Annotated in this window: 10 protein-coding genes; 1 reads left to right on the top strand and 9 read right to left on the bottom strand. The window is 70.4% G+C overall.

Annotated elements, in window-relative coordinates:
• Nucleotides 1–15: 15 nt before the first annotated feature.
• The 7 genes from AB0H64_RS14385 to AB0H64_RS14355 form a co-directional block, all read right to left on the bottom strand.
• Nucleotides 16–3,552, bottom strand: coding sequence for a S8 family serine peptidase (locus AB0H64_RS14385; protein ID WP_357623826.1), 3,537 nt, complete (start codon nucleotides 3,550–3,552; stop codon nucleotides 16–18).
• Nucleotides 3,553–3,727: 175 nt separating this feature from the next.
• Entirely contained in the window at nucleotides 3,728–5,227 is a 1,500-nt protein-coding gene (locus AB0H64_RS14380) for an Ig domain-containing protein (RefSeq protein ID WP_357623824.1), read from the bottom strand.
• 11 nt (nucleotides 5,228–5,238) lie between these two features.
• The gene (locus AB0H64_RS14375) at nucleotides 5,239–7,167 is read right to left on the bottom strand and encodes an Ig domain-containing protein (protein WP_357623822.1); all 1,929 of its coding nucleotides are present in this window, start codon (nucleotides 7,165–7,167) and stop codon (nucleotides 5,239–5,241) included.
• 11 nt (nucleotides 7,168–7,178) lie between these two features.
• Nucleotides 7,179–8,081 carry a carbohydrate ABC transporter permease gene (locus AB0H64_RS14370; RefSeq protein WP_357623820.1) on the bottom strand — a complete coding sequence of 301 codons (903 nt, stop codon included), beginning with the start codon at nucleotides 8,079–8,081 and terminating at the stop codon, nucleotides 7,179–7,181.
• A complete protein-coding gene (locus tag AB0H64_RS14365; RefSeq protein ID WP_357623818.1) occupies nucleotides 8,078–8,959 on the bottom strand; it encodes a sugar ABC transporter permease in 882 nt (293 codons plus the stop codon). Before AB0H64_RS14365 ends, AB0H64_RS14370 begins: the two co-directional genes overlap by 4 nt.
• Entirely contained in the window at nucleotides 8,960–10,330 is a 1,371-nt protein-coding gene (locus tag AB0H64_RS14360; RefSeq protein ID WP_357623817.1) for an extracellular solute-binding protein, read from the bottom strand.
• A 10-nt stretch (nucleotides 10,331–10,340) separates the two neighbouring features.
• Nucleotides 10,341–12,239 (bottom strand): beta-L-arabinofuranosidase domain-containing protein, encoded by a 1,899-nt coding sequence (locus AB0H64_RS14355; RefSeq protein WP_357623815.1) that lies wholly within the window; start codon nucleotides 12,237–12,239, stop codon nucleotides 10,341–10,343.
• 138 nt (nucleotides 12,240–12,377) lie between these two features.
• On the opposite strand from AB0H64_RS14355, the gene AB0H64_RS14350 reads away from it, so the two are divergent.
• Nucleotides 12,378–13,400, top strand: a complete 1,023-nt coding sequence (locus AB0H64_RS14350) for a LacI family DNA-binding transcriptional regulator (RefSeq protein WP_357623814.1) — start codon at nucleotides 12,378–12,380, stop codon at nucleotides 13,398–13,400.
• On the opposite strand, the gene AB0H64_RS14345 is transcribed toward AB0H64_RS14350, so the two are convergent.
• Nucleotides 13,387–13,572, bottom strand: a complete 186-nt coding sequence (locus AB0H64_RS14345; RefSeq protein WP_357623812.1) for a hypothetical protein — start codon at nucleotides 13,570–13,572, stop codon at nucleotides 13,387–13,389. The two genes, AB0H64_RS14350 and AB0H64_RS14345, sit on opposite strands and share 14 nt — an antisense overlap.
• 26 nt (nucleotides 13,573–13,598) lie before the next feature.
• Nucleotides 13,599–14,081 carry a metallophosphoesterase family protein gene (locus AB0H64_RS14340; protein WP_357623810.1) on the bottom strand — a complete coding sequence of 161 codons (483 nt, stop codon included), beginning with the start codon at nucleotides 14,079–14,081 and terminating at the stop codon, nucleotides 13,599–13,601.
• Nucleotides 14,082–14,168: the final 87 nt, after the last annotated feature.

The raw sequence follows: 14,168 nt of genomic DNA, 5'->3' as shown, positions 1-14,168 counted from the left end.
GTCGCGCCGGGACCGTCAGGAGGTCGCCTTGTCCGGCCGCTCGGAGACGCGGATGGCGTTGACGATCGGGTCGCCCTGCCGGGTGGCGAAGCGGACGTTGAGCTGGCCGTCGGTGACCTTCACCGTGTACTGCCTGCTCACCGCCGTGTACGTGCCGGCCTCCAGGGCGAGGTCGAGGGCCGGGATGGCGAGCTGCCCCTCGACCAGCACGTCGAAGACCCGCTTGCCGATGCCCGTCGAGCGGATGTCGGCGAAGCCGAGCTCGACGGTGTAGGTGCCGGCGGGCACGCCGTCGAAGCGGTACTCCAGCATGCCCTCGCGGGCGGTGCGGAACAGCGCCTGGTCGTCGGTGCCCTTGACGGTCTTGGACGTGGACTGGGTGCGGTTGGAGGTGGCGACGTAGCCGTGGCCGCCCTGGGTGTACTTGCGGTCGGGCGTCCAGGCGTCGCCGGCGGCGTCCACCGCGCCCTTGTTCGCGCCCACGTCCACCGCGACCTGGAGCTTGGGCACGACGACCGTCACCTTGACCTCGATGACGGGCTGCCGCCCGCTGGCCGATTTGATGAGCAGCTTGCCGCTGCGCAGCGTGCCGGGCTGGACGCCGGCGCTGGAGGCGGTGACCTTCAGCGTGACCCGCTGTCCCTTGGCCAGGTCGCCGGACGTGGGCGTGACGGCGAGCCAGCCCTGCGCGGGATCGGTGGCGACGGTGTAGGCGGTCGCAGAGCCGAGGTTGGTGAGCTCGAACGTGCGCGTCCGGCTCGCCTCGGCCGGCATCACCACGGTGACCTCTCCCACGGAGGAGCTGACCCGGCCGGTGACCAGCGCGGTGTCGATCCTCGTGGGCGCCGCCGGGCTGATCGTGACGGGCTTGGTGAAGGTGCCGTAGTTCTCCTTGGACACCTCGACCTGGTAGTCGCCGGCGAGCACCTGGCCGTAGAAGGAGCCGTCCGCGCCGGTGGTGAAGGTCGCCACGTCGCCGATCTTGACGGTGGCCCCCGGCAGCGGGTCGCCGTCGTTGGCGTCGGTGACGACGCCGGTGACCAGGCCGTGCCTGCTGGCGGTGAACGTCAGGCTCCGCCCGTCGGCTAGGACCGCCTCCTCGTAGGAGTAGAGCATGCCGTCGGTCCCGGCCGCGTCCTCGATGCCGACGGTCGCGCTGATGCCCTGGTCGCGCTGGCTGTCGACGTCCTTGTACCGGAAGCTCGCGGTGCCGTCCTCGCCGAGCAGGGCGGCGAAGGAGATGCGCTGCGCGGCGTCGTTGTAGTACTTGACGTTGCGCCACTCGATCACGAACTGGCGGTGCGGGGCGGTGCCGGTGACGCCGGTGTAGACGCCGCTGCTCGCGTCCACGACGAGGTCGTCCCAGTACGGGTAGACCGCGTTGTTGGGCGTGCCCACGGTCGGGATCCTGCCGTTGGCGCCGCTGACGACCCGGTCGGCGGCGAAGGTGGCGAAGCCGTTGGTGCTGACCCACGCCTTGGCCTGGCCCGCGCCGTAGAAGGGGACCGGGAAGGGCAGCGTCACCTGCACGGCATCGTCGTCGCCGGTCAGGGCGAGCTTGTCGGTGCCCGCCACGTACGGCTCGGCCCCGGTGCGGCAGGTGTAGCCGAAATTGTCGCCGCGCAGCCCCAGCTCGATGTCCTGGACCGTGTCGCCGGAGAGCGTGACGCCCACGGAGGCGCCGCGGGCGCAGCGGGAGGACGGGGTGACGGTGATGGTGTACTCGCCGTGCGGAAGCGACAGCCGGTAGCGGCCGGCGGCGTCGGTGACGGCGCTGACCGGCGTGCCGGCGGCCTCGACCTTGGCGCCGGGCTCCGGCGTGCCGGCCGTGGTGACCGTGCCGGACACGACGGCGGAGGGCTGCTGGATCAGGGAGACGTCCGCGGTCGCGCGCTGGCCGGCGACGATCGTGGCGGTGGCCTCGCCGTCGGCGTATCCGAACTTCTCGGCCGTGATCCGGTAGTCGCCGGGCAGCAGGCGCGGCACGGCGTACGTGCCGTCCTGGCCGGTCACGGCGGTGCGGGTGACCGGGCCGGTGATGGTGACGGTGGCGCCGGCCACGGGGCCGCCGGTGGTGGTGCCCGTGGTGGAGGTCACGGTCCCGGCCAGGTCGCCGACGCCGTCGCGGGGCGCGGCCTGGACGGCGGCGTAGGCGTCGAGCCGGCCCTCGCCCCAGACGTTGTTGTCGGCGGCGGTGCCGCCGCAGGAGGTGTCGTTCACGTCGATCGCCGTGCCGTCGAGCAGCGGCCGGGTGGCCGCCACGTCACCCTGGAGGGCGGGCGCGGCCGACCAGATGAGCGCCACGGTGGCCGCGACGTGCGGCGAGGCCATGGACGTGCCCGTGTAGGAGTCGTAGCCGCCGCCGGGCACCGAGGAGCGCACGTTCACGGCCGGGGCGGCGATGTTCGGCTTGATCTCGCCGTTCTCGCCCTCGCCCTTGCTGGAGCGGGCGTAGACCGCGTTGTTGACGTCGAAGCCGCCCGCGCTGTAGCTGCTCACGTACTGGCCGGGCGAGCCGCTGGTCCGGCAGGCGGGGCCCTCGTTGCCGTTGGCGAAGGCCGGGAAGATGCCGGCCGCCACCCACGCCTCGACGGTCTCCTTGTACCAGGGGTCGAAGCCGTCGCCGCCCCAGGAGTTGTTGACGATGTCCGGCGCGAGGTCGGGCCGCGGGTTGGCGCCGTTGCGGTCGGTGGGGGCGAGGACCCACTGGCCGGCGGCGAGCAGGGAGGCGTCGGTGCAGGTGTTGACCTCGCAGCCCTTGGCGGCGATCCACTTCGCGCCGGGGGCGACGCCGATGCCGTCGGCGCCGACCATGGTGCCCATCGTGTGGGTGCCGTGGCCGTTGTTGTCGCACGGCGCGGCGGTGGGGCAGATGTGGGCGGGGTCGAACCAGTTGTAGTCGTGGGTGTAGGAGCCGTCGGCGTTGCGCCCCCGGTAGGAGGCGGCCAGCTCGGGGTGGTCGAACTGGGCGCCGGAGTCGATGTGCGCGACGACGATGCCCTCGCCGCGGTCGCCCAGCTCGCTCCACACGCGCGGGGCGCCGATGCGGTCGATGTTCCACTCGACGGCCTTGACCCGCGCCTCCGCCTTGCCCGGGTCCGGCTTGGGCAGCGTCAGCGTGCGGACCGGCTCGATGCCGGTGACCTCGGGCAGCTTGGCGAGCTCGGCGGCCAGCTTCGGCCCGGCGGTGACGCGGACGGCGTTGACGATCCAGTACGAGGTGTAGTCGGCGTCCTGCGACTCCAGGAGCTTGCGCACGCCGGCCTGCGAGGTCTTGGCCTGCTCGGTCTTGGCCTCGAAGACCTGCTCGGCCTTGGCCTCCTTGGTCCTGGCCCGGCGGGCGGCGCTGAGGTCGGCTGCGCCCTTGAGGCGTACCCAGAAGGTGGCCTTGCCGTCGTCGGCCAGCTCGGCCTGGACGGTGGAACTGATCTTGTCCGCGCCGGCACCGGCGGCCGCGGGCGCCGCCAGCGCGGGGGCGCCCAGCGGCAGGATGAGGGTGAGGACGGCGATGATCCCGGTCAGGATCGCACGCCGGCGGGGGGTGTTCGGCACACGCTCTCCTTCACACCCGGCGGGGGCGGGCCCCCGCCGGGGTAGAGCTGATCTTTACGCCTACGGGTCGAGGGTGAAGAGATCGTGTCCGCTTTGCAAGGGGTCCTGCCATAACAAGACCCGAAAGGTCATGAAATGTGATCTGGTCAGGTGGAATGTCAGGAAATAGCGCCGTTTACCGGACGGTGAGGGTGTACTCCTTGGTCACGGGCGTGCTGAGCTTGTCGTAGTCCCTGAGCTGCACGGTGAAGGTGAACGTGCCCGCCTTGGCCGGCGTCCCGGCGAGGGCGCCGGTGAACCGGTCGAGCGTCACTCCCTCGGGCAGCGCGCCGCCCGTGACCTGCCAGTCGTAGAACGGCACGCCGCCCTTGGCCGCCAGCCGCTGCTCGTACGGCCGGCCGGCGGTGGCCCGGCCGAGCGAGCCCGTCTCGATGGACGGCTTGAGGAACGGCGTGAGCTTCCGGTTGAGCTTCCAGCCGGCGTTCTCCGCGATGAGCAGGGACAGCTTGGTCAGCTCCCACCTCCTGGTCGGGAACACGTGCCGCCAGCCGCCGCTCTGCCCGCTCAGCCGGTCCCAGTACGGCTCGTCGCCGGGCACGTGGTAGCTGGAGTCGAGCGGCACCGGGTAGCCCTGGTAGTCGATGACCTCCTGGTCGTCCCGGCCCTTGCTCTCGACGTACTTCGCCATGCCCTCCCAGTCGCTGTGGTAGGCGACGGCGTGGCCGTACTCGTGCATGACCAGCCCGTGGACGTCGATGACCGAGCCGAGGTCGGTCTTGTACCAGTCCTCGTCGCCCAGCGAGGTGAACAGCTTCATGAGCTGCTCGTCGTACTCCAGGATCATGCTGGTCGAGCGGTGGTACGGCGTGGGCTTGCCGTCCTGGGTGTGGAACTTGCCGTTGATCGTCGGGAAGCCCGTCGAGTACGGCGTCTGGATGCCGCGGAAGAAGACGTACATCCCGTTGTACGGCTTGGCGTTGCTCGCCTCCACCTCGTTCTGCCAGTCGTCGCCCGGCAGCCGCGTGACCTCGTCGCCGGCCGGGACGGTGTCGAACGGCTTGAGGTCGAAGAAGGCGAACCAGTTGCGCACGGCCGTCTCGGCGGCCGTGCGGACGCCGGGGTCGGAGAAGTACTTGGTGATCGTGTCGTAGCGGTAGTCGAAGTCGATCGGGATGGTCGGCTCCAGCTTCTTCTTCTCGTCCTGCTGGACCCGGATGGGCATGGTCTGGGTGACCGTCGCGCCGGTCGCGTCGGTCGTCTTCATGATCCACTTGTGCCGCTCGTCCTGGCCGGGACCCTGCTTGGAGTGGATGGCCAGCCGCACCACCTCCCGGTCGGCCGGCCCGGTGAGGGTGAAGGACTTCGTCGCCCCGGTCGCGGTCAGCTCGCTCGGCATGTTGAACATCAGCCGTGACGTGCCCTCGGCCTTGAGGTCCACGGTCAGCGGGTAGGCGATGCCCGGCGTCTTGGGCGCCCGCACGGTCAGCTCGACGTACGGGTTGGCCAGGTAACCCTGCCAGTCGACGAGCTGCACGCCGTAGCCGTTGACGTTGCGGTAGAAGATGTCGAAGACGTCGAGGTTCGGCGCGGCCTGCCGGGCCGCGAGGCCGGGAGCGGGTACCGAGAGGGCACCCAGCAGCCCGGCCAGCGCGGTGACGATGGCGGTCTTCCTCATGAGGTCCTTTCCTAGGTGTTCGCCTTGACTTCGAGCAGTCCCACCGAGCCCTGGCCGCTCTGCAGCACGACCCTGAGCCGGGTCGTGGTCACGCCGGTGAAGGTCACGTGGTTGTAGGCGTCGGCCACGACCGGATAGGTCCCCGGGATGTCCACGTACGCCGAGCCGTTCCACTGCTGGAGCTTCCAGGAGGCTGGCAGGCGCACCCCGTCGGCGTCGTCGAAGAAGTACACGTCGGCGGACCTGAGGGTCTGCGCGGACGGCCAGGTCAGCTCGGCCCACTGCTGGCCGGTGTTCGGCCAGGTGCCCCAGCGGGGGTTGACGGTGTCGTTCGAGCGCGGCGGGTCGATCCCGTCGTTGACGGCCGCGACGCTCTCCCAGGCCGAGGTGTACGAGGCCGACGGGGTCGCGCTGCCGGCCACGTTCACGGACGTGCCGCCGCCTCCGCCGACCGTGAGCTGGAAGGTCTTCGTGACCGGGGTGCCCAGCTTGTCGTAGTCGCGAAGCCGCACGGTGAAGTCGTACGTGCCGGCCGTCGTGGGCGTGCCGCTGATCGCGCCGGTGAAGCGGTCGAGCGACAGGCCCGGCGGCAGCGAGCCGGAGGTGACCTGCCAGTCGTAGAACGGCACGCCGCCCTTGGCGGCCAGCGTCTGCCGGTAGGCCTGGCCGGGCGACGCCTGCGGCAGGGAGGCCGTGACGATCGACGGCTTGAGGAACGGGGTGAGGTTGCGGTTCAGCTTCCAGCCGGCGTTCTCGGCGACCAGCAGGGACAGCTTGGTCATCATCCACCGGCGGGTCGGGAACAGATGGGTCCAGCCGCCGCTCTGGCCGCTGATCCGGTCCCAGTACTTCTGGTCGCCGGGGATGTGGTAGCTGCTGTCCAGCGGCACCGGGTAACCCATGTACTCGACGACGTCCGGGTCGTTCCCGCCGTTCTGGACGTAGGAGCGCATGCCGGCCCAGTCGCTGTGGAAGGCGACGGCGTGGCCGTACTCGTGCATGACCAGGCCGTGGACGTCGAGGACCGAGCCCGCGATCTCGGTCTTGTACCAGTCCTCGTCGGCCAGGGAGGTGAACAGCCGCTTGCCGGCCTCGTCGTACTCGAAGATCATCGCGGTCGAGCGGTGCAGCGGGCCCGGGAGCTGCTGACCGCCCCGGGTGCTGTACTTGCCGTTGGCGGCGGGGTAGCCGGTCGAGTACGGGGACTGGATGCCGCGGAAGAACACGTACATGCCGTTGTAGGCGGAGCCGTTCGTGACGGTGATCGTGTTCTGCCAGTCGTTGCCCGGCAGGTGGTTGGTCTCGGCCCCGGCCGCCACGCTGTCGAACGGCTGGAGGTCGAAGAAGCGGAACCAGTCCTTGACCGCCTCCTCCGCGGCCGTGCGGAAGGCCGGGTCGGAGAAGTAGCCGGTGAGCGTGTCGTAGCGGTAGTCGAAGGTGATGGGGATCGACGGCTCCAGCGCCGTCTTCTCGTCCTGCTGCACCATGATCGGCATGCTCTGCTGGAACGTGGCGCCGCTCGCGTCCCTGACCGACAGCCGCAGCGTGTGCTGCTCGTCGGCGCCGGGCCCGCGCTTGGAGTGGATCGCCAGCTTGAACGTCTTCTGGTCGCTCGCGCTCGCGAAGGTCAGCGTCTTGGTGGAGCCCGTCGCCGTGAGCTGGCTGGGCAGGTCCATCATCAGGCGGGAGGTGCCCTCGGCCTTGAGGTCGATCGTGACCGGGAACCGGGCGTCCTGCGGGGGCTTGACAGTCAGCTCGATGTACGGGTTGGCCAGGTAACCCTGCCAGTCCACGAGCTTGACGCCGTGGTCGTTGACGACCCTGCCGTACATGTCGACGACCTGGGCGGCGGACAGGGCGTGCGCGGTGGGCACGCCGACGCCGAGCGGGACGAGGATCGAGGCGAGGAACAGGACGACGGCGGCGGTTAATCGTTTCATGGGGCCTCTTCTCAGTTCTTGATGCCGGTGAGCGTGACTCCTTCGATGAAGTAGCGCTGCAGGAAGAAGAAGAGCGCGATGATCGGGGCGATGACGGCCGCCGAGGCGGCCATGAGGTAGCCCCACTGCGTGATGAACACGCTCTGGAACGAGGCCAGCCCGAGCGAGAGCGTGTACTTCTCCTCGTCCTGCAGGTAGAGCAGCGGCCCCAGGAAGTCGTTCCAGGTGCCGATGAAGGTGAAGATCGTGACGACCACGATGGCCGGCTTGGACAGCGGCATGACGATCGTCCAGTAGACCCGCCACGGCGAGGCGCCGTCGATGTAGGCGGCCTCGTCCAGCTCGAACGGGATCGTCAGGAAGAACTGCCGCAGCAGGAACACGTTGAACACGCCGCCCCCCGCCCCGGCGAACCAGGCCGGCACGGTGAGCGGGACGAACGTGTCGATCGCCCCCAGCTCCTGCCACATGACGAACGTCGGGATGATCGTCACGGCGTACGGCAGCATCACGCCGGTGAGCAGCAGCGCGAAGACGGCGTTGCGCCCCTTCCAGCGCAGCCGGGCGAAGCTGAAGGCGGCCACCGAGCAGGTGAACACCGTGCCGATCACGCAGACGACGGCGATGATCACGGTGTTGAGCAGGTAGAGGCCGAACGGCTGGGCGGTGAGCGCCTCGCCGAAGTTGGACCACTGGAACGGGCGCGGGATCCACTCCGGCGGGGCGACGAACATCTGGGCGTCGGTCATGAGCGCGCTGCGCACCAGCCACACGAACGGCAGGAGCGTCGGGATCGCGCCGAGGGTCAGCGCCACGTACAGCAGCGCCCTGCCGTACCGGCGCGGCCGGCGCAGCCCGGCGGTCGGCGCGACGCCCCGCGGCCGGGTCTTCTCCGGCGCCGCGAGCGCGGTCATCGGGCGCCCGCCATCTCGTAGTAGACCCAGCGCCGGGCGTTGCGGAACATGAGGAACGTCACCACCATGATGATCATGAACAGCACCCAGGCGAGGGCGCTGGCGTAGCCCATCTCGCTCTCGGTGAAGGCCTTGCGGAAGATGTAGTAGACGTAGAAGAGCGTGGCCTGGTTGGGTCCGCCCTCGGTCATCACGTACGCCTGGGTGAACACCTGGAAGGTGCCGACGACGCCGACCACCAGGTTGTAGAAGATGGTCGGGGTCATCATGGGCAGCGTCACGTGCCAGAAGCGCCGCCACGGCCCGCCGCCGTCGATCGACACGGCCTCGTACAGGTGGCGCGGCACGCCCTGGAGCCCCGCCAGGAAGATCACCATGGTGTTGCCGAAGCCCCACGTGCTCATGATGATCAGCGACGGGACGGCCATCTCCTCGCTGTAGACCCACTGCGAGGTCGGCAGGCCGGCCTCACGCAGCAGCGAGTTGAGCAGCCCGAAGTCCGGGTTGAAGATCCAGATCCAGAGCACCACGTTGGCGATGGCCGGGACCAGCGTCGGCAGGTAGAAGATCGTCCGCCACAGCGGCAGGCCGCGGGCCTTCTGGTTGAGCAGCATGGCGACCGCGAAGCTGACGATCAGCGTGAGCGGCACCGCGCCGAGCGTGTAGTAGGTGGTGGCGCCGAGCGACTTCCAGAACAGCGGGTCGTCGGCGAGGGCCGTGTAGTTGTCCAGCCCCACGTACGTGGGCGTGCCACCGACCTGCCAGTCGGTCAGGCTGAAGAAGAACGACGCGATCATCGGGCCGACCGTGAAGATGACGAACCCGAGGATCGCGGGCAGCGCCATGAGGACGCCCCAGCGCGCCTCGAACCTGCGCATCTAGAGCTCCTGGGTGTGGTGCCAGCCCTGCAGCATCGCGGTGATCTTCGGGGCGGCCTCCTTGAGCACGTCCGCGGCGGGGCGCTTGCCCGACTCGATCTCCTGCAGCGCCGGCGTCAGCACGTCGCTGGAGATGGACGACATGTTCTTGATCCGGTTGCGCATGTCGGGGACCCCGTGCTCGCGGGTGTAGTCGACGACCGCCGTGCGGAACTCGGGCGGGTGAGCCGCGTTCTTCGTCCAGGAGTCCACGGACGCCGCGTCCTCGTAGTACTTCTTCTCCTGCGGCATCCACAGGCCCTGCTGGAACAGGTCCACGTAGCGAGGGTCGTTGTGGAAGGCGAACAGCTCGACCGCCTCCTCCACGTGCTTGCTGCCGGCGAAGACCGCCGACGCGCCCGCCACCTGGGTCGTGGTGAACGGCTCGCCGTACTTGGGCAGCACGCCGATCCCGAAGTTCACCTTGCTCTGGTTCATGTCGAGCAGCGACCAGTGGCCGTCGACGACCATGGCCACCCGCTTGGTCTTGAGCAGCACGTTCGTGCCGGGCACGTCGTCGCCGGTGGCGGCGAGCTGACCGGGGCCGGGCATGACCCGGTGCTTGTAGATGAGGTCCTGGAGGTTCTGGAACACCTTGATCGCCTCGGGCGTGTCCAGCAGGCAGCGCTTGCCGGCCTCGTCGGCGAAGTCGGCGCCGTTGCTGCGCAGGAAGCCGTACCAGGCGGCGCCGTAGGTGATGCTGCTGGAGATGCCGAACTGCCGGATCTGCTTGGGGTCGAACCCGGACTCGTCGGGGTGCTTGCCGTTCTGGTCGACCGTCAGCTTGTAGGCGTTCTGGACGAGCTGGTCCCACGACCAGGCCGAGGCCGCGTCGGCGGGCGGCGGCGCGACGCCGGCCTCGGTCAGGGCGTCCTTGGCGTACCAGAGCAGCATGACCTCGTTGGCGGTGGCCAGCCCGTGCAGCTTGTCCTGGCCGTACCACAGGTAGGCGTCGGGCAGGCAGCCGGCGAGCTGCGGGTACTTCTTCAGGTACGGGAACAGGTTGACCAGCGTGCCCTGCTCGGCCAGCCGGAACGACATGCCCATGGGCACGTAGCCGACGTCGGGCACCCGGCCGCTGGCGACCAGGGTGTTGAGCTTGACGTCGTACTCGTCGGGTGTGAACAGCGCCTTGACGTCGACGCCCGCGTTCTTCTGCTCGTACTGCCGGAGCATCTTCTCCACGGCCGTCTTCTCGAAGGTGGACCCCCAGTACATGAACTGGAGCTGGGTGCTCCCCTTCGAGCCGCCGGCGCCGCCGCCCCCGCAGGCCGCCGCCGCGGCGCCGAGCGCGGCCAGCCCGCCGATCCTGAACAGATCACGTCGATTCATTGGTGGTTCCTTACGCGAGGGGCAGCCAGACCCGCATCGCGCCCGCGCCGCGGTTGTCCCACTGGTAGTAGGGGACGGCGGTGGCGGTGACACGAGTGGGGGGCGTGCTCGTGGGGGGTGTACCGGTGTAGGCAAGGGTGGGCGGGTCGGCCGCGTACGCGCCGGCCTCGATGAGGACGGTCCGGCCGAGGCCCGGCACGTCCTCCTTGTCGATCACGCGCAGCTCGGCCCGCGGGTCGAGCGCGAGGTCGTCCACGTCGGCCTGCTGGTCGATCTGCTCGAAGCAGTAGACGAGCGGGCCGCGCTCGACGGCCGCCGTGCCACGCACGGCGTCGATCCGCCGGTTGGGGTAGGTGAGGCGGGGCGTCAGGTCGAGGTCGAGCTCGACCGTGTCGCCGAGCCGCCACTCGCGGGTGAGGACGGCGTAGCCGCGCTCGTCCGGCTCGGCCGGCACGGTCTCGCCGCCGACGGTGACGGTGGCGGCGCCGGCGCTCCAGGCGGGGACGCGCAGCGCCAGCGACCACGGGCCGGCCGGGGCCCGCTCCACGGTGAAGACCACCTTGCCGTCCCAGGGGTAGCCGGTGGCGACGGCGAGGTCCAGGTCGCCCGAGCGGATCGCGCCCGGCGCGTACTGGTGGACGTGCAGCGCCCGCTCGGCCGTCGTGGCGATGTAGTGGCCGAGCGAGGAGACCGTCCGCATGATGTTGGGCGGGCAGCAGGCGCAGGCGAACCACTCGCGCCGCCGCCCCAGATAGGCGTCCTCGACGGTGTCGTCGCGGCGCTGGAGCGGGTTGACGTAGAAGAAGCGCAGGCCGTCGGCCGAGGTGGAGGCGGCGAAGGCGTTGTGGAGGACGCGCTCGATGAGGTCGGCGTAGCGGCCGTGGCCGGTGGCCAGCAGCAGCCGCCAGTTCCAGTGGATGCTGGCGATGGCCGCGCAGCTCTCGTTGTAGGCGCGGTCCGGCGGCAGCTCGTAGCGCTCGCCGAACGCCTCGCCGTCGTGGCGGGAGCCGACGCCGCCGGTCAGGTACATCTTGGTGGCGACCATGTCCTCCCAGCGGCGGACCGAGCACTCCAGCAGCGACTCGTCGCCGGTCTCCAGGTAGACGTCGACGACGCCGGCCTCCAGGTAGAGCTGGCGCACGGCGTGGCCGACCGGGGTGCCGGCCTCCCTGACCGGCAGGTGGTCCTGGGCGTACAGCGGGCCCATGCCGCTGTCCTTGATCAGGCCCTTGCCGCGGTTGTCGATGAGCTTGCCCGCGAGGTCGAGGTAGGAGCGCTCGCCGGTGACCCGGTAGAGCTCCACCAGGGCGGTCTCGACCTCGGCGTGGCCGTCGATGCCGTCGTCGCCGCCCTTGAGGAACACCTCGACCAGGTGGTCGGCCAGCCTGCGCGCCACCGCCGTCAGCCGCTCGTCGGCGCCCGCCCGCGCCCCGGCCACCGCGGCCTGGAACAGGTGGCCGGCGCAGTACATCTCGTGGCTGTACTCCAGCTCGGCGTAGATCTTGTCGGGCTTGACCACCTGGTAGTGGGAGTTGAGGTAGCCGTCGGCCCGCTGCGCCCGGCCGAGCAGGGCCGCCGACTCGGCGACGAACTCCAGGTAGCCGGACCCGGGCCGGCGGGCCTGCTCCCAGGCCACCGCTTCGAGCTGTTTGTACAGGTCGGAGTCCTGGAACCGGTACCCCTGGTAGGCGCCTTCCGCCTCGCCCGCCGCCAGGCGCAGGTTCGGCACGCTGCCCGCGCGCTCCATCTGCTCCAGGCCGAGCGGGATGCTGGCCTCGCGATTGATCCGCTGCCAGCGGCCCAGCGGCCCGCCGGTGATGTCGACGTCACGGACTCCCAGCGGGCGCCGCACCGCCTTGGCACCCTGGGTGGGCACGGCCGGGCCACAGACCTGAGGGGGGTTGACCATGGAGCTCCTTCACGCGCCTTCGAGCCCGTCGCTCGCCTCGAAGGAAAATAAGGAATAGGTTTTCCTCAGGTGAACGTAGATCCAGCGCGAGGTCAGCGTCAAGAGTCTTATAGTGAGAGTGACTGGAAAGGAAAAGGTTTGTCCTCTGAACAGGCTCATGTCGTCACCATCCGCGAGGTCGCCGCGGCCGCCGGCGTCTCCATCGGCACGGCCTCCAAGGCGCTCAACGGCCGCGGCAAGCTGCGCGAGGAGACCCGGGCCCGGGTGAGCGCCGCGGCGGAGCGCCTCGGGTTCCGCCCGAACCCGCTCGCGCAGGGCCTGCTGGCCGGCCGCACCTACACGGTCGGCCTGGTGACCGGCGACAGCTTCGGCCGGTTCAGCATCCCCGTCATGCTGGGCGCGGAGGACGCGCTCGGCGCGGGGCAGATCTCCGTGTTCATGTGCGACACGCGTGACGACCCGATCCGCGAGCAGCACTACGTGGAGCGGCTGCTGGCGCGGCGGGTGGAGGGCATCATCGTCACCGGCCGGCGCACCGAGCCGCGGCCCAGCATCGGCGCGGACCTGCCGGTGCCGGTGGTCTACGCGATGACCCAGTCCTCCGGCGACGACGACTTCTCGGTCATTCCCGACGACCGGGGCGGAGGGGCGCTCGCGGCCCGCCACCTGCTCGCCACCGGCCGCACCCGGATCGGCCACGTGACGGGCCCGGAGCGGTTCGAGGCGGCCCGGCGGCGGGCGGAGGGCATGACGGGGGCGCTGGCCGAGGCGGGCGCCCGGCCCGCGGGCGAGCCGCTGTTCGGCGAGTGGACCGAGGAGTGGGGGCGGCAGGGGGCCGACATCCTGCTGCGGGCGCACCCGGGCGTGGAGGCGATCTTCTGCGGGAGCGACCAGATCGCGCGGGGGGTGTCGGAGACGTTGCGGGAGCGGGGGCTGCGCATCCCGGACGACGTGGCGGTGGTGGGCTTCGACAACTGGGAGCCCATGGTGGAGGGCAGCCGCCCGCCGTTGACCACCGTGGACATGAACCTGGGCGAGATCGGCCGGATCGCGGCGGAGCACCTGCTGGAGGCGATCGGCGGCGCGCCGCGGGCGCGCGGGGTGCTCACGGTGCCGTGCAGCCTCGTCCTGCGCGAGTCCACCCGCGTCAACCCAGCCTGACCCCTCCCCTGCTCCCTGCCCCCCTGCTCCCTGCCCCCAGGAACGGGTAGCGCCGGGCCTGCGCCTCGAAGCCGAGCAGGAAGTGGTCCTGCTCCTCCGTGACCAGATCGGCCCCGCTGGAGTGCGGGCGGGCGAACTCGGCCAGGACGTCGGGCTTGAGCAGCGGCCCCAAAATTTATAGTCAACATCAGTGACTATCTAGCTGACCGGGACGATCCGGGCCTCCTGGAGGGCGCCGTGTTCGATCGTCAGCAGGCCGACCGTGCCGTGGGGCTGGCGGCGGCGGTCCGTCGGCGAGCCGGGGTTGAAGATGCGCAGGCCGTCGCCCGCCTCGTCCATCGGGATGTGGGAGTGGCCGAAGACCACCAGGTCCGCGCCGGGGAAGCGGCGGCGCAGCCTGGGCAGGCGGCCCTTGGCCGGTCCGCTGTCGTGGATCATGCCGACCCGCAGGCCGTCCAGGGTCAGCTCCAGCGTCTCGGGCGCGGTCACGTCCGGGCCGTCGTTGTTGCCCTTGACGACGTGGACGGGCGCGTACGCCGCCAGCTCGTCGAGCACGGAGGCGACGCACACGTCTCCGGCGTGCAGGATCACGTCGGCGCCGCGCAGGTGCCCGGCCACCCGGGGCGGGCACGAACGCCAGCGACGGGGCGCGTGCGTGTCGGAAAGGACCACCACTCTCACGACTCCCCCCTGCCCGTTTCCCCCGGGAGGGCACCCCCTACGAAAGTCGCCCAGCCCCATCCCGATGACCGATCCGCCGGCAGAGGA

Source organism: Nonomuraea sp. NPDC050733 (assembly GCF_040654215.1).
In the GTDB taxonomy this organism is placed as follows: Bacteria; Actinomycetota; Actinomycetes; order Streptosporangiales; family Streptosporangiaceae; genus Nonomuraea.
This window is presented reverse-complemented; position numbering and strand designations above follow the sequence as displayed.

What these genes read in the sequence shown, in the direction of transcription:
- AB0H64_RS14365 (WP_357623818.1), bottom strand. Translation starts at nt 8,959, where the DNA reads ATGCGCAGGTTCGAGGCGCGCTGGGGCGTCCTCATGGCGCTGCCCGCG.
- AB0H64_RS14355 (WP_357623815.1), bottom strand. Translation starts at nt 12,239, where the DNA reads ATGGTCAACCCCCCTCAGGTCTGTGGCCCGGCCGTGCCCACCCAGGGT.
- AB0H64_RS14375 (WP_357623822.1), bottom strand. Translation starts at nt 7,167, where the DNA reads ATGAAACGATTAACCGCCGCCGTCGTCCTGTTCCTCGCCTCGATCCTC.
- AB0H64_RS14370 (WP_357623820.1), bottom strand. Translation starts at nt 8,081, where the DNA reads ATGACCGCGCTCGCGGCGCCGGAGAAGACCCGGCCGCGGGGCGTCGCG.
- AB0H64_RS14360 (WP_357623817.1), bottom strand. Translation starts at nt 10,330, where the DNA reads ATGAATCGACGTGATCTGTTCAGGATCGGCGGGCTGGCCGCGCTCGGC.
- AB0H64_RS14380 (WP_357623824.1), bottom strand. Translation starts at nt 5,227, where the DNA reads ATGAGGAAGACCGCCATCGTCACCGCGCTGGCCGGGCTGCTGGGTGCC.